The following is a 21,811-nucleotide window of genomic DNA, read 5'->3' on the forward strand; positions in this document are numbered from 1 at the left end:
AACGACAGGGTTACGTAATAATAGAGAGACCTCACAGGCTGAACATTATATAAATTCTTAGATTGTTCAGTTGTTTGTATCAATAGACATAATCTCATTTAATGCCTTTCGAATCTTTTCCTCCTCTCCACTGCCATTAGTCGGAAATCTTAACAAAGGTAATCCTCTCTCCATTAATATATGGTCTTTTTTTGTATCTCTGGCCTTTTGCACTTCATTGTTCTCATGATAATTAAAACCATCGACTTCAATAGCCAGAACAGGTTGGTTATCCATTTTGTGATAGATCACAAAATCAACAGAAGATTTTCGAGCATATTTTTTTTCTTCAGCAGTTAATTTTAAGTCATGATAGTCTCGAATTAATTCGCGCATTGAAACTTGATTAACTAATTTAAAGCTATTATATTTTTGCTCATTCAGCATTTCCGCCAGCTTTGCATACATAATATTTTCACTTTTATATTTGGACCTGTTGAATAAATGTAATTTATCGCGAAATGCTATGAGTGTATTAGAATACTCTGTATACAATAGGTCGAAAATTGAAATAAGCTCACTTTCTATGATGCTTTTACCCAATGTATTGTATTCCATGTATCGCATAAGATCACCAACCTCATTGCCATACCGATGAAAAGCAGAATCATCAGTAACTAATATGAACCGCTGTTGAGCACGTGATACAGCTACGTTAATCATATTAGGATTGTTAACAAACTTCATACTATATCCACTTTGACGCGTGCGATCTAATACTGTTGATAAAATCATAATTTGTTTTTCGCGTCCTTGATACTTATGGATTGTATCATTCTCTATAGTATTAAATTGTTGATTGGCTTTTTCTAATTGCTTTCGGTAAGGAGTTGCAAATCCAATTCCTTCATGTGTTATAGTTCCATTTTGTATACCTGACAAAATTTCTTTTTCAATTACATCCAACTCACGCTGATTGTATTTCCCACTGTTATTGACTAATGTCAATTCTCGCATATGATTACCTTTTGCTGTTTTGTATAACATTAATGGCTCATCTTTATCAACTGCCGAAGTAAAGATAACCAGGTCGCCTTTGTAATATTTTCGATTACAAAATTCAATAATACGTGGATGACAACGATAATGTTCACGTAGCATAGTTTTGGATAAATCCTCACCATATACAGATAGTACAGAAGAAAGAAGATTATGATTAAAATAATGATACGGACTTTCTGTTCCTAGCTTGGTTTCAGGTGCCAACTTATCTTCAATTTTTTGGTCAACAATATGTGGTAATTGCTTAGTATCCCCAACTATAATAGCTTGTTTACAACACGAAAGTGTCATAGCTCCTGTGAGAAGCTCTACTTGCGATGATTCATCAACGATACAGTAATCAAACAAGTAGTTGGTAGGTATGCAATTGCGTAATGAATGGGTAGTGCTCAGCATAATCGGATATCTTTCTATGAACGAAGTAAACATGTCGTTGTCTGTATAATTTCTCAATCTAAAATTAACCTTAGGCATTGTTTTATATTTTTTATATAGCGTATGTCGAAACAACCGAGTGCTGTATTCTTGATGTTGAGTTCGAAGTTCTTGATGCGAATGAGCTTTTAATTTTGCTTCTAGCTTACGAATATTTTTTTGAATCTCTGAGATTTTAGAAATATAAAACTCTCTTTGAGCTTCAAGCACAATATCAATCTCTCGTTGTTTCAATTCATCAAAATGTGTAAATCCATGTTTAAAGAATAGTTTGAATTTATATAAAAATTTATCACTTTTATTTCGTTCTGCAGCTAGATAACTATCCTTCATAAATTCTAGAGCACGCTTGGACGTACGTCTATATAATGTTAATCGCTGTAAAGGTTGTACATTTTGCTGATTATAATACAAATCAAAATGGTCTTGTTCTAACTGGAATGCAGATAGCTCCTGTTTATATTTTGCTAATTCTCTTTCCCATTCCAGAAATTGATCAATTTGTTCATTTAGTTGCTTAATCTTTGTTCTGAGTTCTTGAACAGACTCTTTGCATTCCCATCCTTTAATCTCTACTGCTGGCATATTAAGAAAAAATTTTTTCTTCATATCTTTATTCCCTAGATTTGCTATTAAAAACGAATAGCCAGCTCGTTCCATTTTTTCTCTTACATTTTTTACAGCTGCATTGTTACTGGCAACAACAGCCACTGTCTTATTCATACTGACTAGATTAGCTAATATATTGAGAATTGTTTGAGTTTTTCCAGTTCCAGGTGGTCCTTCTATTACACTAATTTTACTAGTCAGAGCATATCGAACGGCTTGCTTTTGACTCAAGTTGTAGCTAAAAGGAAAAATTAGATCATTAGAAAATTTCAACTGTTGCGGTATAGCACTTAGCTTAGAAGGATTAGTTTTAATATGATCATTAAGTATACTATTCGGATTAATAAATTGAAGTTTAGCAAATTCCTTTGTCAAGAAATCATCTTGTTCATTTTGTTGATCTCCTGTTTTTATATATTTTGAAATTTCTGTCCAATATTTCATCACTTGCTGTATACGATTATTGTTAGCAGCATTTTTCAAAATCTGGATGTCTTGCTTCTTGCACACTATACTTTTTTGATTTTCGTAAAAGACTCGAACAACTTCTTTAAAATCCATAATACATACAACATGATTTATAGGAATATTGTTATGAAACAACAATTCATCCTCAGCCATTCTTATTTCTGTTGGTTGCTTATAAATTTGTACATCTGTTATTTTATAATGGTACAGTGTATCTCCTTTGCAAAACTCAACCACATATGTTTGATTCGATTCTTTTCGAATAGTCTTCACTTCTTGTGTTTTATCCTCATTTTTAAGCATAACGATATAATTTTTAGGGTCCATATAAGTATCCTCATTATTCATTTAGTCTAAGTATTTTCATTGTATTATTGAGATAGATATTCTTTATATCGGTTTTTACTTATTCATTCTCCACTTCAATATTCTTGAAAAAAATTCTATATTGTAAATCTATAAACAATGAAATGTAATTCAAAAAAATACCGCCATACATCAACTTAGTTATTAGTTGATGTATGGCGGTATCTAAATCAAGTATTTTATAATTTATACTAGCTTATGCCCACAATTCGGGCAGAAGTTCGCTCCTTCATTCTTTGCCCCGCAGTTCGGGCAGAAATTCGGCTTCGTGCCGCTAGCTCCTGCTGGTGCAGAGCTGTTATTTGAGCTACCCTGTCCGCCAGTTGCATTAGCATTCTGACCATTTGCTGGATTGCCACCATTATTGCCGTTGGCATTTTGCCCATTACCGTTATTCTGCCCGGTCTGCTGGTTATTCTGGTTCATGTTTTTCATCATTTCATTGGCCATGTTCATGCCCATCATCATACCCGCCATATCAGATGCCATACCGCCACCCTGCACTTTACCGGATGCGATGCCGTCAGTCATGCTCACCTGCTGGTATCGCTGCATATCGCCGATCATGCCGTGAGAAGCGGTCTTGGTGATCATATCCTGAATTTCTCGCGGATAGCTAAAGCTCATGACCTGGAAGCCCGTAATACCGATCCCGATCTGCATCATCTGCATATCCAGGTCTTCGCGAATTCCGTTAGCGATATCGAAGGCGTTCGCTTGCAGATTGAACATGTCCTTCCCTTCGCGCGTAATCCATTTCATCAGCAGCTGATCCAGTACAGAGGTGATGCGAATCTTCACATCCTCCACCAGATAGCTTTGCTTGATGCCTGCCACCTTATCGATCAGGGCTACATAATCGCTTACTTTAAAGTTAAATGTACCATTCGCACGAATCGGCATACCACCTGGAAGCTGCGGCGCTGGGATGAGAATCGGGCTCTGCGTTCCCCAGCGTACGGTGAATTCCTTTGTATTTACAAACAGCACTTCCACACGCATACCGCTGTTGAAGCCGAATTTGAAGCCTTTGAGCGTAGACAGAAATGGAATGATATCCGACTCTACATTAAACGAGCCTTCGTCTTCGAAAATCCCTTCGATTTTGCCATTGTTCAGGAAAATTGCATCCTGCCCCGAGCGAATAATGAGCTTGCTGCCCTTCTTAATCTCTCGATTGCTCCATTTCCAAAAGATCATATCATCGCGAAACTCTTCCCATTCGACTACGTTAGCAAACTGGTTTTTGAAAAATCCCATGGTGGTTCCTCCTCAATTGTTTTGATGGGGTGTGGAAAATTATGACTCTGCAAGCGTAATTGGTAGAGATGTTATGGCTTCAACCACTCCGGGAAGGAATAAGGGGACAGGCTCCCGTCTCGCACAGGAATCTACGGAGTAGGAGACAGCTGTAGATTCCCGTGCTCAAAAGTCGCCTTTTCCCCTTATTTCCTTCCCTCCGTTCTGTGCGTGTAGCAACATAAAATGCCTGTATGGTGCGTTGAGTCATACTTTTCTGCATTAGTGGGTATGAGCCGTTTAGTGAAGGTCAAATTCGTTCAATCCATTGAAGACGTTTGTCATGTTTTTATTGTTCATTCTTTCTTATTTTTAAACGTTTAATTCGTATACAGGGGCTCTTATTGATATGGTTTATATTTTACAAGCATAAGCTTGTTATTAATAATTTGGTTCTTGTCAGCTTACCATACATGGTGTTATAGCATGTAACGTTAGGGTTGTAGCTTTAGCTTTTCACATATAACGTTTTAAAGCATACGCTTCTAATCTACATCGTTATCGTATATAGGCTTGAGTAGATAAAACAAAACCGCGAACCTGTTCTTTTAAAAAGATCCTCTACTGCCACTATGCGAATGACCGCCGCTGCTTGTTCCGCCGCCTCCACCTCCGCTGCTGCTGCTTTTTTCGATTTTGCGTTTGGAGACGGAGGTTCGGATGAAGCGGTCGTGTTGATCTAGTAAACCGGAGGCGTTGGGGTCTTCGTAGGTAGCGCGGTTTACGGTGATGCGTCCGCCAGTGCGTGCAGCCATGATCCAGACGATGATGATGCCGAGTAAGATGGCAGCGGCGAGTTGAAACCAGATGTTGAGCAGGAAGCTATCGGGATTCACGCCGAGCTTGTAGTTCATGTATCGGGATGATGTCTGGATATATTGCTCGAATGCCATTTTGTAATTGCCATTGCTCAGGTAGGGTGTGATCTTTTCGCGAATCTGATTGAGACGTTGGTCGTTCAGCAGTGTTTCTGCTTTACCGAAGCCAGCTAGATAGACCTCGCGATTCCGCATATCCATCGTCAATATGACCGCATTACCAAAGCCTTTATCGTATCCGAAGCCTTTGCTGTCATACAGGTCTTCGGTGAGAATCTGCACATCCTTATACTCTGGGTTGTTGGTCGTATAAATGACAAAATCCGTCTGCTGCACCGGGCCGTATTCGTTTGCCATGCGATTGACCTCTTGTCGTTCCTGATCGCTTAATAGCCCGGCATCGTCGTATACGAGCTTTTTATTACCGACTGTACCTGTTCCTGACGCATGTATCGTCTGAACCGCAGGCCATATCGTAAGAGCGACGAGCAGGATTGGTAGAAGCAGTACCAGCATTCTCTTACTTGTGTTACTCGTGTGCTGCTTCACAGCAGATCACCTCCTAGCGCCCATGTGATCAGGCGTAGAATGACGAACGTTACTACTGCAATACCAGCGAACCAGGCGAATAGCTTTCCTTTGCTCAGCGGCGGCTTACCGACGACTTTACCCGTCTGTCCATTCATGGCAAATATATATTGCTTGCTTTCAAAATCATAATCGACCATCCACACGGGCAACAGCGCATAATCTGCACGCTGCACACGGGTATCCACATCGCGATCAGTATAGGTGACGCTCGTATAACCAGTCACGGTAGACGAGATGGCGGCATCGATATAGCTCATCGTTTTTTCTTTGGCACGGGGGAGCAGCTGCTCATCATCATAGCTGTATTTTTCCGCTGTATAGCCTGCTAGATAAGGGGTTTTGAACGATTTTAGCTCTGGATAGGGAAAAGGCTCCAGCTTGTCCATCAGCTCATCGTTCAGCTTTTCGGAAGCGTCGATCGGCAGATTCACATAATGGAGACGCATTTTGCGATAAATATCGTAGTAGCTCGTCTCCGTATATTCATAATCTCCCTGCCTGTACGTGCGCACACGTGTGGCCTGTCCGCGCGCCTCCACCATGTTATGTAGCTCATATAACCAGAAGGGTACATACATACCCGTAATACTTTTAATACGATCCGCAGTCATAAAGCCTGCTGGTGTGAGCAGACCGCCCCGGCACCATTTGCGAAAGGCTTCCTGAGCCTGCTGCTTGTTAATTGTAAACGGTAGCACACTCCGCGGAGCATACGCACCGCTCAGACGCTCACTAAGCACAACAGGTGAGCCGCAAAAGCTGCATACGGTCGCACTCGTTTCCGGTTCCGTGACCAGCTCTGCACCACAGCTGGAGCAATGATACGACTGAACCTGTCCTGGCACAAATGGAACCAGCGCGATCGGATCAGGCATCTGCTCAATATCGTCCTTCCTGCCACAGCTTGGACAGGCGAGCATTCCGGTAGCACTGTCGAACATCATACTACTACCGCAGTTTGAACATTTATAATCGATGACAGGCATCGCTGCATTCACCTCAATTTTCAGTTACATGTATAGTCCCTCTACAGCTCATCCTCGATGTACACCGTGCATGATATCATCTTAGAGTAGAAACCCGTTTCGTACTCATTACCCTGTCATGCCCCTTCGTTAAAACCATATGCTGAGCATTCGTGCACGGTCTTTCCCAATACATCCGTATTGTATCGGCGGAATCGCATCCGTGATCACAGCTTACCATTCTGTTGCTTGAGCTGATCCAGCTCCTGCTGCGGTGTCGGTATAGCCGTCGGATCAGGCTGCGCATTCATTCCTGTTTCCAGGCGTGCAATCAGCACATCCAGATCCTCCTCCTGCTGCCCGCCCCCGCGTACCTCCGCCCATGCTTCGGCTTCATGAAGCGCCTGATTGGCACGCTCCTCCATCGCCTGCAACGCATTCGTCGCTGATCCATTAGCAATCTGTGCATTTGCCGCATCCATTCGACTTTGTAGCTCTGTATAGCGCGTTTGCAGGCGATCCAGATCAGCCACGAGCTTGCTTTGCATCGTCTTCATTGCGGTCGCTCTGGCAGAGGCGCGCTCATAAGCGGTTTGCAGCTCTACATGCTTAGCAGCAAGGCTTGCTTTTTTATCCAGAAAACGAAGGGCTGCCGTCTCGTCTCCCTGCTGCACCGACTTTTCTGCATACCGCTGCAATTTATTCAGCTCTGCACTGCTCTCATCCAGCGCACGCTTGGTACGTGCTTCGTCTGCTAATACCGCTGCTGTCTCTGCCTTCACCTGACCCAGCTCACTCGTAAACTGCTCCATCGCCTGCCTTGCTGTACGCTCAGGATTATCCGACTGCTGGAGCAAGCTATATACATTCGCTTTCATCACATCTCGTAATCGAGTCCACATGCTCATATCCGTCCACTCCTTCGTTAAAGGGTATATGTAGTATTGTACACGTTTTCTAAGGCTCAGGTTTCATTTTTCTGGATATGGACGGAGAATATGGATGCAAACTATGCACGATATCAATCTGCGATATAGGTAAAATGAACAAAACAAATAGCCGTTCCTACCCCGATAGGGGAAAACGGCTAAAACATAAGACTTATATAATTCAATCTACGATAATATAGATAGAACGCCTGCTTAGTTCTTTTTCTGATTCGGGCTTGTATTTGTTAATACAGGCAATAGTCTTTCACTTTTTTCCATTAAAGAGTCACATTGGCCGCATCTTGGCTGAACCGACAACACAAAGTTATCCCTCATCCACCCATTGCACTTTTCATTCGTACATGACCAAATCGGCGTCATTTCCTCTGGAACATCATCCATCGGGCTTTTCCGTGAATAGTACAAGCAGCATCCTTCTTTCTTCATTGGAGTTTATAAGTGAAAAAAAAGTCCCAATATGATGGTTGGGACTTTCCTACAGCATAAAAAAGTATTACAGTTTTACAACGTTCTCAGCTTGTTGACCGCGTTGGCCTTGAACAACGTTGAATTCTACACGTTGACCTTCGTCCAGGGATTTGAAGCCTTCGCCTTGGATCGCGCTGAAGTGTACGAATACGTCTTCTCCGCCTTCAACCTCGATAAAACCAAAACCTTTTTCTGCGTTAAACCATTTCACTGTTCCTTGTTGCATGCTTGTTGCCTCCTAAAAAATAAGTTTACATGATCTTCAAACTTTAAAAAAAATCACATATTGGACAAGGCTACACGATCAAAATTGCAACCCTCTACAATATGTGACTCAGGTTCAAATTCCAATATATTTATTATAGCACATCTGAGGCAGATCAACAAGTTTATTATGAAATGATTCAACCTGTTATGAGTAAGGATGAACGCTGCCTTGCCAGCTTCGATAGAGATGAAAATAGCAAAATCATTCACCCCATTATACCGTTTATCCGCATCAACTCTGCTTTGTAGCGATTTAGTTAGTAGCTTCAAAACGATCTGAACATCTATCAAAATATATAGTTTACACACCGTATGATTTCCTTATTTTCCTATCTAAAAATATAGATTGACGCTTCATTTTCTGACTTTATGCTCTCTTCTGAGCCTTTTTCATAATCATCTAAGGCTCCACGGGTAGCTTTTCAAGTGTTGTAAAAAATACATCCTCCAGCTCCCAGTCAAACTCATGCCGCACATACTGCTCAATCTCGGCAAGCTGCTCTTCGTTCGCATATTCGAGACAGGGACGCCCCTCGCTCCATAATACACGGCATACAAAGGTTTCGGTTACCTTTTGAATAACATAGTCCTGTGTGACATAGCTACGGCTAACGTTCATAGTAGTAAAGCCTCCTGTTCGGTTGGGTGATACTGTTCTTCTCTACTTTGACTCTGCATACTGGATAAAAAACATCCCTGCATCAGCATAATCCGTTACCTGCTTGATCCGATAATCCACAAAAAGATAGCCTATACCGCCGCCAAAAATACCTGTATACGCCGCATCCCATTTTACCAGATCAGCCTCCAGTAGCTGTCCTGCAAAGAAATACCGTGGCGACACTACAACCTGCTCCTGTAGCCAGTGTTCCCGTCCCAGCTGCTTGGACATCGCGGCGCCTTTGAATAGATGACGCGTCTCCAAACTTAGCTCTTCATCGGTCATCGGCTCCAAGCCCAGATAGCCTTCCGGTAGAACATCTATACCGTTCGGGATGGAAGGCTGAGCTGCTTGCGGATGCAGTAGCACCTTTGCATGTAATCGTGTCGATTGTGGGTTCAGTTTGCCAGAACGAACAAGCAGCTGTTCAGAAGCCTCATGCCAGCTCCGATGCTCATCCGTAGCGGGCACGAACACCGTTATTCGTACATTTTCCGCAATCTGCGGTACTGGAAAAAAGGCGGGCGTGATACTCCATAGCGGCACCATTGGTCTGCCGCCGAGCTGATCCACCGGCCAATGCTCCATATCCTCTACCCATGCGCCGCCGCCAATCTGCCCAATCCCTTGATCCTGCTTCGTTATATGTATTTTACGTAGGCTCATATGATCTACTCCTAATAGATGGATGCTTAATATAAAAGTTAATATAAAAGAATGGCTTATCAAAACAGAAAGCTATAGTCTCGCCTTACTTTACTATCATAAGATGTTATGTATCGCCTTTCAACTCAAAAGGCCACTGCCACCAGCTAGTACAGATTCATTGTATGTTCATCAGATCACCCGATTCGATCTCAGATGCTCATGCCCTTAATGGAACTCCGTACTGTACTAGCCAATCCTAGCAGTGGCAAAGGTTCATTTTTACAAATAATAGTCATTCGTAACTACAACTACAACTACAACTACAACTACAACTACAACTACAACTCAAGTCTACGAAACCACCGACTCTTCCTTCAACTGCACAATATCATGCCCGGTCGGATTCTGGAACGCACGCAGACCAAATGTCGGTGCCACCGCGAAAATATGATCAAAAATATCCGCCTGAATCCCCTCATATACCGCCCAGGCAATATCATTACTAAACGCATAAATCTCCAGCGGCAATCCGTTATCTCCCGGCTCAAGCTGCCGCACGATCAGAGTCATATCCTTATGAATCTGCGGATGATGCTGCAAATACCGATGAATATACTCGCGGAACACACCAATATTCGTGAGCTGTCTGCCATTCACATTGCTTTCCCGGTTAACCGCATGCTGCGCATTGTACGCCTCGATCTCATCCGAACGAGAAGCGATATAATCGGAAATATAGTGAATTTTGCGAAATTCCTCAATCATCTCCGGTGTGCAAAAGCGAATACTGCTCGTATCGATACGAATGCTGCGCTTAATCCGTCTGCCGCCAGCTGCCTGCATGCCACGCCAGTTTTTAAACGAATCCGAGATCAGCGCATAGCTTGGAATCATCGTAATCGTCTTATCAAAATTCATCACCTTGACCGTATTGAGCGTAATATCGATCACATCACCGTTCGCATCGTACTTGGGCATCTCAATCCAATCACCGACACGCACCATATCATTGGAGGAGAGCTGAATGCCTGCTACCAGACCGAGAATCGAATCCTTAAAGATCAGCATTAACACTGCCGACAACGCGCCCAGTCCACTCAAAATAATAAGCGGATTCTGCCCGATCAGATTGGAGATAATAATAATGCCTCCAATAATAAACAGCACAATCTTCGCCACCTGAATATAGCCACGAATCGGACGAATTTTGGCCACCTCAAATGACCGATAGATCGCATCAAACGCATTCAGCAGCGCATCCAGCACAAGAATCGCTACAATAATCGTATACGTCATCGCCGCCTTCTCGATCAGCCCTTGATACGCGGGGAAGACAGCTGCGGAATAGTAAATAATGATCGCAGGCACGAGCTGAGACAGCTTGTGGAACACGCGCTTCTCCACGATGATATTATCCCACGTGTACCGGTTGTTGTTGACGATGTGTATAATCGTTCTAAGCACAATTTTCTGCGTAATCCAGTTAGCTAGAATACAAACGACCGCGATGAACAGGATCATGATGATGTTCGCGGCATAGCCGATGATGGCTTCGTTCATCCCTAGCTGCTGGAGCTGGTTTTTGATTAAATCCATTGTTGTGTAGGTTCCTCCTTGATGTGGGCGTACGGGTTTATTATAAAGGAGTGGGCTGGAGGAAACCAAATTTGCTAAGAAAAATACGGTCTTATAACGATTACATATCCATAACTATAAGGAGCATATCGCATGTTGAATATTTCTGAAATCAGGCAGTTGTTCAAATTGAACGGATTGTCCTTTACGCACGGGCTAACTAACGAAGAGTTTAAACAAATCGAAAAGACCTATGATCTGCGTTTTCCTCCTGATCTGCGCGAGATGTTATCTCATATGTTACCGATTGGGCATGGATTCCCTATCTGGCGTGATTTATCTCAACGTGGCATTGCCTCTATGCGACAGTATTTAAATATGCCACTGGAAGGCATCTTATTTGATGTTCAATACAATCAATTCTGGTACCCAGCATGGGGTGAGCGTCCAGAAGACAATAAAGCCGCTCTGGAAATGGCTAGACAGCAATATGCTAAAGTGCCACCACTTGTGCCCTTATATAATCATCGTTATATGCCTACGGAACCCTATGAAGTCGGAAACCCCGTATTGTCTGTATATCAAACCGATGTCATTGTCTATGGTGCGAACTTAGAGGATTATTTGCAAATTGAATTCAATAGGAAGCCTTATGAGGATATGGACTTTGCTTCCGTTAAGCCGATTGAGTTTTGGCTTGATTTGGATCGAACGATCTAAGTTTCGGTTGAAGTAGATGAGATAATATTGCTGGAGTTGGCGTTTTATGTTCTGATATAAAAGATATACAAGTTACCATAGTGCGAACAACCAGCTAATCAGGACGTGTGTGCAAGCTTTTTTAGTTAGGATAACGACCCATGCAGTAAGGAATAAGTTGATCTAATACGGATGGATAACAATAGCGCATTTCAAGCTTTGTTATAAACTTTATCTACGCAGAAACTGTAATTTCATGTTATCTATACGCTAGAATAAAAATAACGAACGGACACCTGGTGGTGTCCGTTCGTTTGTTATTTCTCATATACATAGTGCGAATATATGGCTCTATCTGAGCATTGAATTCTAATCCACTCACTTACCACTCATGAAGATTACTTCGCCCAATACTGCTCCGCAATCCGCTGCCCCTGATTAATCTTCGCCCACTGTTGTTCCTCAGTCAGCTCATTACCACCGTCGCAGGAAGCAAAGCCACACTGGTGAGATAACAGCAAACGATCTTTTTCGATGATAGTAGATGCCTCATCCAACAAACGCAGTACACGTTCTTCATCGTCCAATGTACTTGTTTTGGAAGACAGCAGTCCCAGTACGACTTCCGTATTCGGCTTATCCTTAAACACAGCCAGCGCTTCCAGTGAGCCTGCACGATCATCATCCCACTCCAGGAAGAAACGATCGTATTTAAGCTGCTTCAGGAACAGATTCGCAATCTTCACATACGAGCCACCGCCCATATTACGGGAATCGTAGTTACCGCGGCAGTTATGCGTCCACATTTTCAGACCGAGACTGTGACCGTAGTCGATAACGATGTTGCTAATATCGATAAACTCCGTCGCGAGTGCCTGCACTTCTTCCTGATTAATATGCTCACCTGTGTATGGAGAATTCGGATTATCATCCGCAAACAACTCCCACAAGCAATCGTCGAATTGCAGAATTTTACCGCCCGCAGCCGCAAAATCATTTACAAATTCTTTATAGGCTTTCACAAGACCTGCCTTCAGTTCCTTCGTATCCTTGTATACGGAATCCTTGCCACCGATATTATCCGACCAGGACAATTCACCAAAGATATGAGATGGCGAAGGCACGCACAGCTTCGTTTCCCGATCGCCTGCACGCTCCTGTAGCTTTTTGTACACCTCAATAAAATGGTGATTTTTTCCGCTCAACTCGCCTGTGATGCGCAGACCAATATCTTTGCGCGTCTCGTACTTCGAGCTACCGTCCGTATCACGGAAAAAGTACCCATGATCCGCAATATACCGCTCCACGCCATCAAAACCCCAGACAAAGTCCAGATGCCACATGGATTTGGAATATTCACCGTCGGTGATGATGGACAGATCGTTTTGGATTTCTTTTTCGATCACGGATTGGATGGCACGGTCTTCGCACTGCTGGTAGCCATCAAATTCCTGGTAGAACGGGTATTGGATGTCATCGCGGTGCTCGATTTGGGTTTTGTATTCTAACAGTTCAGCCGGACGAAGCAGGCTGCCTACGATTTGGAATTTATCACTCATGTGGGAATCCTCCTGGTTTTGTGGTTTGATTGGGTGTTGCTGACCGTTAGTTGTTGTATGGGTTAATTTTAGCATTAGTGGGAGGGGTATATGTAAAGCTGAAAAGGTATGGCTGGTTATAGGGAGGGACTATTGCGAATCGATGCAAATTCAATCATCAGTTTGACATTCTTTTTTATGAATGTTAGTTTTTTTGTATACTAAAATACATTTTTGGCATATAAAAGGAAATAAAATCAAGCAGTCATTCCCAACACCGATACTTCAAATCAAAATTATAGAGCACAAATGATTTCTTCTAATACATAGGTGTATATGCTTTATTAGTTGCTATTCGTATGGATATGATTTCAATAAGTTTAAGACAAACAAATAATCCTAACGGAACGACAATTAATTTGCATTGGGCGTCACTCTATTATGAAGTGACAGTTAATCCATAAAAGGGGGTAGCATAGGTTATGACAGTTGCTGCATTCTTCATTCCACTAGGCATCTTTTTCATTTCATACTTAGTTATTTATGCAGGTATTCAATTAATCACTAAAAAAAGCACAGATCGAAGAGGTGCATTACGTAAAATCATTGCTATTCTTACTGGAGTCTTTGCGATTGCCTATATGTATCTATGGTATACATCAGGCAATTACTATTTACTGTTACTTAGTATCGTATTGGCTTGTACTTCTATCATTATGATTACTGTGGATAAAAGAAGAATACAATGAATCATTGGATTTCAGTAATAAATGAGAAACGGTTAATAGCGTGATTGAATAGTATGATCTCTTTTTATCCGACATGAGTGAAAAACATCTATTAAGTTGAATGTAATCATGTCATAGAAAAAGACCATCGGGCTTCCCTGCCGATGGTCTTTTTTCATTTTCTTTTATAATCTTTTTGCCAGCTTAATGAAAAATCTCTAAATGTTTTCTCATGAGTCCACAGATGGTTGCTTGTTATCCATTCGTGTAGCGCTTTTCGATAAGGTAGTATTGTACGATAGTCACAGATATTATAGGAACAAAATAATTTCTTGTAACTGCCTCCATCACCTATATCCTCAGCATATCTACGAACTGCTTTACTTGCTTGACGCTTCATCCAGCGTGTAGCTTGATCTTTACAAACGGGAGTTTTTTTATAACTTCTACTCATAGCCCTAACCTCCTTTAGGGAAGCTAGAGACCATCAAGTAATTTCATAGGTTCACTCCTTAGTTTTGATCTTTTTATCATATGAGGTTCGTAGTTAAAAGGCAAATGGTATGAAGTCAGCATTCTAAAAAATGATCAAGGCAATCAAAATGGATTTTTATGTTTGAGCGTAATATCCATGACGTTTTTGTGGTTGAACTTAGCAAAGAAAGTATCGATATCACTTCGATAAAATACCTTTAATAGTACAAACTGAATACAAAAAAACATCCAATTTTGCGTACAGCAAAATTAGATGTTTTTCATTGTATTATCACACAACAATTGACTTTGCCCAGTTAGATACCTCATCCACACAATAAACTAACTGACCTTGTACTAACTCCGCTATAATAAAAGGCTCGTATGTAATTATCGATAATATTATCCGCTTTTGGCTCTTTGGCAATTTGATTAGGATCAATCAGTTCGCCGAGCCAATCTCTCATTTACATGCTGAACGTACTTTTTCCAGCTCCATTCGTTCCTGCAAATACAGTCATAGTAGGCTTAGTTTCATTCATGATATTCAAATTCCTGTCGGTTTCCTGCATCATTGAATACAATTTCGAATTTATTACCATTCGCGTCTTCTCGGACACGTTTGTTGTTTTTCATATAGTAAATAGAAGCACCTGACTCTTTTGCTTGTTTTCGTGCGTGTTGGTTGGCTTTTTTTAAGATTTCTTGAAGTTGTTCTCGATTGTTGAGCATTTGAAGACCTTCAATCTAACTTTATTTGTTTATATTATAAACGAAAAAACCACTAACCTATACAGTCTGGTTAGTGGTTTTTCTCTTATGAGACGAGGGGAGTCGAACTCTTGTCTTCATTTTTTTATCTTGTGTTAATACGTCGCTCATAATGCCTAAATCTCTTATGTGATGCGGGTTGTAAGCCCCCTATCTGTTATTCAGTGTTATTTGATTTTATCGTTATTCATGCTGTATTGGTAGACTTGTCGAGCAAAAACGGACAGGAGTTTTCGGCTAAAAACGCATCGTGTTAAGTCGTTTTAAGGTGTTTTGCATATGCACTTTGCTTGCTGTTAAATAAAACACCTTTTCTTCTTGATGCATTTTATTTACGTAAAGCTTATCATTTAAAAACTTTCACCGCGTTTACTCTCTCTTATTTAGTTCATTACCTTTTATCTACAGGCACCAAAAAGAGTGCTTATCTGATATGCAACGTAATTTCCTTCTACGAGGAGACCGTCGATAAGAAAAGTACTTTTATAGTTAATTATCATAATCGTCTTTATGTGGAGAGACTTTAATTGATCTGTATTTTAAAACATCTATTTTTTATAAAACCTAAATGTTCGAATCTTTTTTTACTCCGTAGAGTTTTTTTTTGCATCAATATAAAGCATAATTTTTATACTCTCGGAGCTTTAGCTTTACCTGCATAGATAATTTACTATAAAAGACTGTTTCAAAATCCCCTTTCGTCTGTAGTTGTAGAATCCTTTTTTACATTTAACTTGTATCATCAAACTAAAGGTAGTAAGCAATCTTCTTAAGTTTTTAAGGTTTCAATTCGCTTTCGCTTTTGCGTAAAAGAAATAGCAATCTTCTTGTAGGTTGTAAGCATATCTTCTTATTCATTCGACGATGTTACTACGACGCTACAGCAATCTACTGCTAAATGAGTTTCTTATTTCAACTTAGGTATCCCGTGAAAGATAAGGAGCCCTATGCATCTTGTATAGTGCTCCAATTCAAATTCATCTAACAAAAAGACTTAGAATGGAATTTCATCATCCGAATGACTACAATCTGGTTCTTAAGAGAGATCCTCTTCATCAATAAATCTTGAAAAGTAGATACTATTAAAAACCTTCATACCAAAAAAATTTGATACACTTTTTTGTTAACGCTTCGATCACTAAGTATGCCAACATTTTTAAGTTTTTTTGCCATACCTTCTGCATACTTCAACGTTTGTGCTTTCTCATAAGAAGGAATTTGAAAAAACGTTATAAGGCGAGTCTTTGTATTATTACCTTGTATAGCTTTAGCAATCGAAAGTAATTCTTTTGATAAAGCATGATGTGGCACTTTCTCTCCCAACCATAACAATGCAAATAAGTTAATCGCTCTACTCACTATAGGTTGCTTGCTCTGGACTCCCATTTTCATTTCTGCAATATAAGTCGTAGATACATAAAAGATATCTTTATGATTCTGCATGAAAAGTCGATTTACGTGATCATGTCCATGTTGATTCATAAACTTCAGTATTTCAATATGATTGCGAAGATAATAATACATTTCAGGTAAAGTTTCTGAATTAAAATTTCTTGATCAAGAAATTTTAAATTGTTATTATACTTATTTTTTTTGAGCTTCGACCCATTCGTCTTTTAAATCGTTGAGATTTAATACTTGTGCTAATTTGTCTACGGCGTATTGAAATCCGTTTACTCCGTCTATGATCTCAATAAGATCGAAGATGCTGAATCCGAAAGAACGTGAGTCTGGATACATTGTAAAATAACGATAAATTCCGGTGTCCTTGCTTTGAGAAATCCATGCTCTATTCCCTTCAATCAGCTCGTAAGCAAACACTCTATCGATCTGAATTTTTTTGAGATTCTCGAATACCAGCTCAAACATATTGGATTGATTTGCTACCTCTACAAGCCGTTGCTTTGTCTGAACAGGCATGTAGGGGTAAGAAGGTAGTTGTGCTTTTTTGAATAGATCAATTTTTCCGGATAGTATAACTTGATTTCGGATCTTAAACTTATCTTCTGGAGTTGCTTTAACATACTTACTTTCTTGATTGCTTTTGAATCGATGTTCCTCTTCTTTCTAAATCCGGTATGACCTATCCCTAAGCTTTATTCCTTTTTCACCTTCCCCTTTAAGTGTTTCAATTCTCTTTCCTACAACTGACTTTACTCTTACTTTAGGTTTCATTATTGTGTATACTCCCCTTTCATTTTATGAGCAGTCCGATTAGATGAAGGGCAACAATTTGTTGAATCTAGTTGAATCATAAGCAGGTTGACACAACTTTCAGAGCTGAATCTCTATCTAAAAACAAAAAAGTCTATACGCAGCGTATAGACTTCCCTATTTATTAATTTTTAAATTATTACGACAGTAACAAAGCATGTTCTTGAAATAATAAAGCTACGAAAATCTATAATACTATCATCATAAAATAGAAAGGGGTGGAATGATGAACAAAGAATCTTTCTTTACCATGCAATATGATAAGCGAGCTGAGGAGGTGAATAAATTACTTCAGTCATTAAGCTTAGAAGATGTCGCTAAAAAGATCGGAGTCAATTATAGTACCTTCACCAAAGAAATGCAGACTGGAGATTATGTTTTTATAAAGCGTGATAACTGCTACTATAAATTCTTGCGAGATCCGTTTATTGGTCCTGAAAAAAAGCAAAATGAATTGAATTCTGAGGAGCTAAACTTCTTAAAAGACAATATATAAGAACTACGAGCATTAATTGCAAACGATAACGATACATCAGTATTACATTTGGATACAAAGATCTACTCGAAAAACTCTCCATTCTCTGTAAAAAGTATCAAAATGAACGAGGATATTTATAGATTATTCACTCAATATTGCGATGAAAAGTTCCCGCATTTTAGGCTCCAACACCTTATTGCACAGTCTTTATTAGATTTTATCCAAAAATATTAAAAAAAGAAAATAATTTTCAGTTTTTAAGAAAAATCTTTCATTTTATAAAAACTCAAAAGGCTCTTTTTAACCAAATCGTTTATTCAGCGGCAACATTTTTCATATTCGGCTATGGCAGTCTATCTCCCATAATACTCGATGGTCCTTCGAGAGCAAGACAATTCCCTGTAAAATCTTACTCACTTCTCCCTATCTAAAGCCTGATTTCGGAAGAGAATGTTATTATTATACGAACTCCTCTGATTCGACTCGTTTTCAAACGAAAACCCTGCCTTCTTGCTCAGTTTGAGCATTATCGGCAGGGTTTTTAGCAATTCACATATTTTTGGTCATACTCAATATTCAACGAGAAATTTTTCTCAATAGTGGTGATGGAGGTATACTAGAAAAAAATGAATTAAAATAGCTCGAAAACTACCCTTCCAATGACCTTATAACTTTAAAAAACTCCGCCAAACCAAAATATAATATTCAGTGGCAGAGCCATTTCTTTATTTACCTTTATCGCTAAGTCCCTCATAGATTTCATCAAACATATATTCCATTATATTTGCCTTGAAGTCACTGTCCTCCAGAATCTTCATAAAGAACTTTTCATTCTGCCCCATTCGACCAATAACGATGTCCAAAAACGTCTTTTCATAACTAAACTTAAAGTTTTCCTTAGTGTTATTCTTTGCCTTCTGAGCAAGATTCTCATTATTAATGATATCTGCTACAATCTGCTCATACGACAATTGATCTGTTTCAGTAAAGTCCGTTCCAAAGCGGTCGTTTAGTCGATTAATTATGGATGAGAGTTTATCAACAGGTTCTTCTTTTCCGCCACCCCCACCATGCGACGTTGGTTTCAATTCTGACTCGCCTTGTATCTGTAAAGAAATGCTTCCTTCAAATACCATCGTGTTACGATAGTATTCGAGTGCAACCTCATCAGCTAAATATACAGCCTCCGAAACATGCTTAGGTAACTTCTTCAACAAAAAGTTCAAGTATACATACAATTTATGGAGTTCCACATCAACAAATGGACCAATCTGAAGTATAAACGAATATGTTCTGATATACTTAGTCGATGCACTCTTGAAATCCTCTTGCCGTTCTTCAGCCAGATCCCTTCTGAACCGTTCAACAGCAACATCCAAGATTGAGTTTAACTTTTCCTGAGTCTTTGGTGTCTTCTTCTTATCGCTAAACTCAAGTTTACATACCTCTTCAATCTCTTGTTCAGTATACACCTGGCATGCGTTTAATTCTCTCTGCAAATCGTACAAGAGGTTTGGGTTTGTTGTTTCCTCAAGACCTGTAACTTCATAATAGGGTTGGAACGCTTCCTTAATTTCATCTGCTTCATTCACAAAATCCAATACGAACGTATCGTTCTTCCCTTTACAAGTTCTGTTTAGCCTGGATAATGTCTGTACAGCTTTAATACCATCCAACTTTTTATCCACATACATCGTATGAAGCAACGGCTCGTCAAAGCCAGTTTGGTACTTTTCCGCAACCAAAAGCACCTTGTATTCTTCGGAATGAAACTTTTCAGGTAGTTCCTTTTCTCCAAAACCATTCATTAAAGGCTCTGTGTATGATACTCCCTGATCATCCACGGTTCCAGAGAACGCAACGACTGCCTTCATGTCCTCATAACCTTTGTCTGTAATATACTTATCAAAAGCTTGTTTATACTTCACTGCATGTAAACGGCTTGAAGTAACAACCATTGCCTTTGCTCGACCACCGATTTTATGTCTGGTTACTCGCCTGAAATGTTCAATCATGATTTCGGTTTTCTGAGCTATATTGTGTGGATGCAAGGACACGTATCTGGCAATTTGTTTGGATGCTTTTTTACTGGAGACTTCAGGATCTTCCTCGATCTTCTTAGCTACCTTGTAGAAGGTCTTATATGTTGTGTAATTCTTGAGAATATCGAGAATGAAGCCTTCTTCAATTGCCTGTCTCATCGAATAAACATGAAAAGCATGCGGCTTACCATCATCACCCATTCGTCCGAATTTTTCAAGAGTCTTCGCCTTCGGGGTAGCAGTAAAGGCAAAGAATGAAATGTTGTCCTGCTTGCCACTTTTTGCAATCGTTTCGATAATTTTCTCATCTATATCTTCTATGTTCTCTTCGGCCAGACGATCGGCTTCCAGTGCTTCTTCGAGGGTTTTATTCGATAAGATATTCGTCATGGAAGTAGCCGCCTTACCACTTTGCGAACTATGAGCCTCGTCGATAATAATGGCATATTTACCTCTTACAAACTCCCCTACCTTCTCCATAATAAACGGGAACTTTTGCAGAGTGGTAATAATAATTCTGGTGTTGTTAACCAACTCACTTGCGAGTTGAGAGGAGTCCTTGTCGATCTTTGCAACCATACCCGCTTTATGTTCGAGCTGATAAACAGCATCTTGGAGTTGTTTATCCAATACTCGGCGATCAGTAATAATGATAACACTATTAAAGAGAGCATTATCCTCATGGTCATGTAATTTGGCGAGTCGATGTGCAAGCCAAGAAATACTGTTTGTCTTTCCACTCCCCGCCGAGTGCTGGACCAGGTAATTCGCTCCAACACCAAACTGCTTTACATCACCTTCGACCTTTCGAACAACATCTAACTGATGATATCGAGGAAAGATCACAGTCTCTCTCTTGTCGATAACTTCACCCGTACTGTCTTTAATATCGTCCTGCTTTACAAAGACAAATCGGAATAAAATATCGATTAGGCTATTCTTTTGAAGTACCTCCCGCCACAAATATGAGGTCTTATAATCATCTGTAACAATAGGATTCCCTTTCCCACCATTGTTGCCTTTGTTGAAAGGGAGAAAGAACGTGTGTTCCTTCTCCAGATGAGTAGTCATGTACGCTTCGTCGGGATCTACTGTAAAGAATACTATTGCCCGCTTTTTAAACTGAAATAGCAATTCCTTTGGATCACGGTCATTCATAAACTGCCGTTTGGCATCATCCACGGTTTGACCTGTAAGATGATTCTTCAACTCCATTACTGCAATCGGCAAGCCATTAAGAGCAACAAGCATATCGATACTATTGTTGTTTTGACTGCTGTAATACACTTGTCTGCTGATTGTAAATATGTTCTTCGAATACATTTCCATCAAAGTTTGATTCATGTGACTTACTGGTTGGTTATAGGCAAGCTTGAGCGTTACTCCATAATCCTTAATCCCATGCCGAATACAGTCAATCATTCCTCGGCTATTCAGTTCTTTGGTTAACCGTTCTAAAACTTTTGCCTTGGTTTGTTCCTTGTATACTTTGCGAAGTCGCTCCATTTCTTTGGGCTGACTATTCTCCAGGAACTCGAACATGACTTCAACATCGAGGGCATATTTCTTGAAATCTTCTAAAGTGCTTGCCTCAATCTTCCTATTCCTGTAACCTGACTGAACGAGACATTCCTCAATGTTTGTTTCCAGTCCCTTTTCTGAATAATCCACTGCCATAGTTCTCACCTCTCTCTTCACTAAGACTG

At 40.2% G+C, this 21,811-nt stretch carries 19 protein-coding genes; 3 read left to right on the plus strand and 16 right to left on the minus strand.

Annotation, left to right across the window (positions count from 1 at the left end):
* Nucleotides 1–66: 66 nt before the first annotated feature.
* The 10 genes from IEX62_RS06280 to IEX62_RS06325 all read right to left on the minus strand — a co-directional run bounded on the left by IEX62_RS06280 (nt 67) and on the right by IEX62_RS06325 (nt 11,182).
* Entirely contained in the window at nt 67–2,880 is a 2,814-nt protein-coding gene (locus IEX62_RS06280; protein ID WP_188774537.1) for a DEAD/DEAH box helicase, read from the minus strand.
* Between the two features lie 225 nt (nt 2,881–3,105).
* On the minus strand, nt 3,106–4,179 hold the full coding sequence (locus IEX62_RS06285) for an SPFH domain-containing protein (RefSeq protein WP_188774538.1): 1,074 nt from the start codon (nt 4,177–4,179) through the stop codon (nt 3,106–3,108).
* A 587-nt stretch (nt 4,180–4,766) separates the two neighbouring features.
* Nucleotides 4,767–5,552: a TPM domain-containing protein gene (locus IEX62_RS06290; RefSeq protein ID WP_188774620.1), complete on the minus strand. Its 786-nt coding sequence runs from the start codon at nt 5,550–5,552 to the stop codon at nt 4,767–4,769.
* A gap of 29 nt (nt 5,553–5,581) precedes the next feature.
* Entirely contained in the window at nt 5,582–6,613 is a 1,032-nt protein-coding gene (locus IEX62_RS06295) for a TFIIB-type zinc ribbon-containing protein (RefSeq protein ID WP_188774539.1), read from the minus strand.
* Nucleotides 6,614–6,819: 206 nt separating this feature from the next.
* The gene (locus IEX62_RS06300) at nt 6,820–7,500 is read right to left on the minus strand and encodes a PspA/IM30 family protein (RefSeq protein ID WP_188774540.1); all 681 of its coding nucleotides are present in this window, start codon (nt 7,498–7,500) and stop codon (nt 6,820–6,822) included.
* A 234-nt stretch (nt 7,501–7,734) separates the two neighbouring features.
* Nucleotides 7,735–7,968: a cold-shock protein gene (locus IEX62_RS06305; RefSeq protein WP_371834095.1), complete on the minus strand. Its 234-nt coding sequence runs from the start codon at nt 7,966–7,968 to the stop codon at nt 7,735–7,737.
* 67 nt (nt 7,969–8,035) lie between these two features.
* Nucleotides 8,036–8,236 carry a cold-shock protein gene (locus IEX62_RS06310; protein ID WP_188774542.1) on the minus strand — a complete coding sequence of 67 codons (201 nt, stop codon included), beginning with the start codon at nt 8,234–8,236 and terminating at the stop codon, nt 8,036–8,038.
* 441 nt (nt 8,237–8,677) lie between these two features.
* On the minus strand, nt 8,678–8,896 hold the full coding sequence (locus IEX62_RS06315) for a hypothetical protein (protein ID WP_188774543.1): 219 nt from the start codon (nt 8,894–8,896) through the stop codon (nt 8,678–8,680).
* Between the two features lie 42 nt (nt 8,897–8,938).
* Nucleotides 8,939–9,604: a hypothetical protein gene (locus tag IEX62_RS06320; RefSeq protein WP_188774544.1), complete on the minus strand. Its 666-nt coding sequence runs from the start codon at nt 9,602–9,604 to the stop codon at nt 8,939–8,941.
* 333 nt (nt 9,605–9,937) lie between these two features.
* Nucleotides 9,938–11,182, minus strand: coding sequence for a mechanosensitive ion channel family protein (locus IEX62_RS06325; protein WP_188774545.1), 1,245 nt, complete (start codon nt 11,180–11,182; stop codon nt 9,938–9,940).
* 132 nt (nt 11,183–11,314) lie between these two features.
* Between IEX62_RS06325 and IEX62_RS06330 the strand changes: the two genes are divergently transcribed.
* Complete coding sequence (locus IEX62_RS06330) at nt 11,315–11,881, plus strand: SMI1/KNR4 family protein (RefSeq protein WP_188774546.1); 567 nt, start codon at nt 11,315–11,317, stop codon at nt 11,879–11,881.
* Between the two features lie 377 nt (nt 11,882–12,258).
* On the opposite strand, the gene IEX62_RS06335 is transcribed toward IEX62_RS06330, so the two are convergent.
* Nucleotides 12,259–13,419 carry a cobalamin-independent methionine synthase II family protein gene (locus IEX62_RS06335; protein WP_188774547.1) on the minus strand — a complete coding sequence of 387 codons (1,161 nt, stop codon included), beginning with the start codon at nt 13,417–13,419 and terminating at the stop codon, nt 12,259–12,261.
* 461 nt (nt 13,420–13,880) lie between these two features.
* On the opposite strand from IEX62_RS06335, the gene IEX62_RS06340 reads away from it, so the two are divergent.
* Nucleotides 13,881–14,147 carry a hypothetical protein gene (locus IEX62_RS06340; protein WP_188774548.1) on the plus strand — a complete coding sequence of 89 codons (267 nt, stop codon included), beginning with the start codon at nt 13,881–13,883 and terminating at the stop codon, nt 14,145–14,147.
* 154 nt (nt 14,148–14,301) lie between these two features.
* On the opposite strand, the gene IEX62_RS06345 is transcribed toward IEX62_RS06340, so the two are convergent.
* From IEX62_RS06345 to IEX62_RS06360, 4 genes are all read right to left on the minus strand, one after another.
* On the minus strand, nt 14,302–14,580 hold the full coding sequence (locus IEX62_RS06345; protein ID WP_188774549.1) for a hypothetical protein: 279 nt from the start codon (nt 14,578–14,580) through the stop codon (nt 14,302–14,304).
* Between the two features lie 554 nt (nt 14,581–15,134).
* Nucleotides 15,135–15,332, minus strand: a complete 198-nt coding sequence (locus IEX62_RS06350; RefSeq protein WP_188774550.1) for a hypothetical protein — start codon at nt 15,330–15,332, stop codon at nt 15,135–15,137.
* A gap of 1,131 nt (nt 15,333–16,463) precedes the next feature.
* On the minus strand, nt 16,464–16,730 hold the full coding sequence (locus IEX62_RS06355; RefSeq protein WP_188774551.1) for a hypothetical protein: 267 nt from the start codon (nt 16,728–16,730) through the stop codon (nt 16,464–16,466).
* A gap of 225 nt (nt 16,731–16,955) precedes the next feature.
* Nucleotides 16,956–17,240 (minus strand): hypothetical protein, encoded by a 285-nt coding sequence (locus IEX62_RS06360; protein WP_188774552.1) that lies wholly within the window; start codon nt 17,238–17,240, stop codon nt 16,956–16,958.
* A 568-nt stretch (nt 17,241–17,808) separates the two neighbouring features.
* On the opposite strand from IEX62_RS06360, the gene IEX62_RS06365 reads away from it, so the two are divergent.
* The gene (locus IEX62_RS06365; RefSeq protein ID WP_188774553.1) at nt 17,809–18,081 is read left to right on the plus strand and encodes a hypothetical protein; all 273 of its coding nucleotides are present in this window, start codon (nt 17,809–17,811) and stop codon (nt 18,079–18,081) included.
* A gap of 707 nt (nt 18,082–18,788) precedes the next feature.
* Here IEX62_RS06365 and IEX62_RS06370 read toward each other — a convergent pair.
* Nucleotides 18,789–21,782, minus strand: coding sequence for a type I restriction endonuclease subunit R (locus IEX62_RS06370; protein WP_188774554.1), 2,994 nt, complete (start codon nt 21,780–21,782; stop codon nt 18,789–18,791).
* Nucleotides 21,783–21,811 lie beyond the last annotated feature (29 nt).

It is taken from the genome of Paenibacillus hunanensis, assembly GCF_014645615.1.
Lineage (GTDB): Bacteria > Bacillota > Bacilli > Paenibacillales > Paenibacillaceae > Saccharibacillus > Saccharibacillus hunanensis.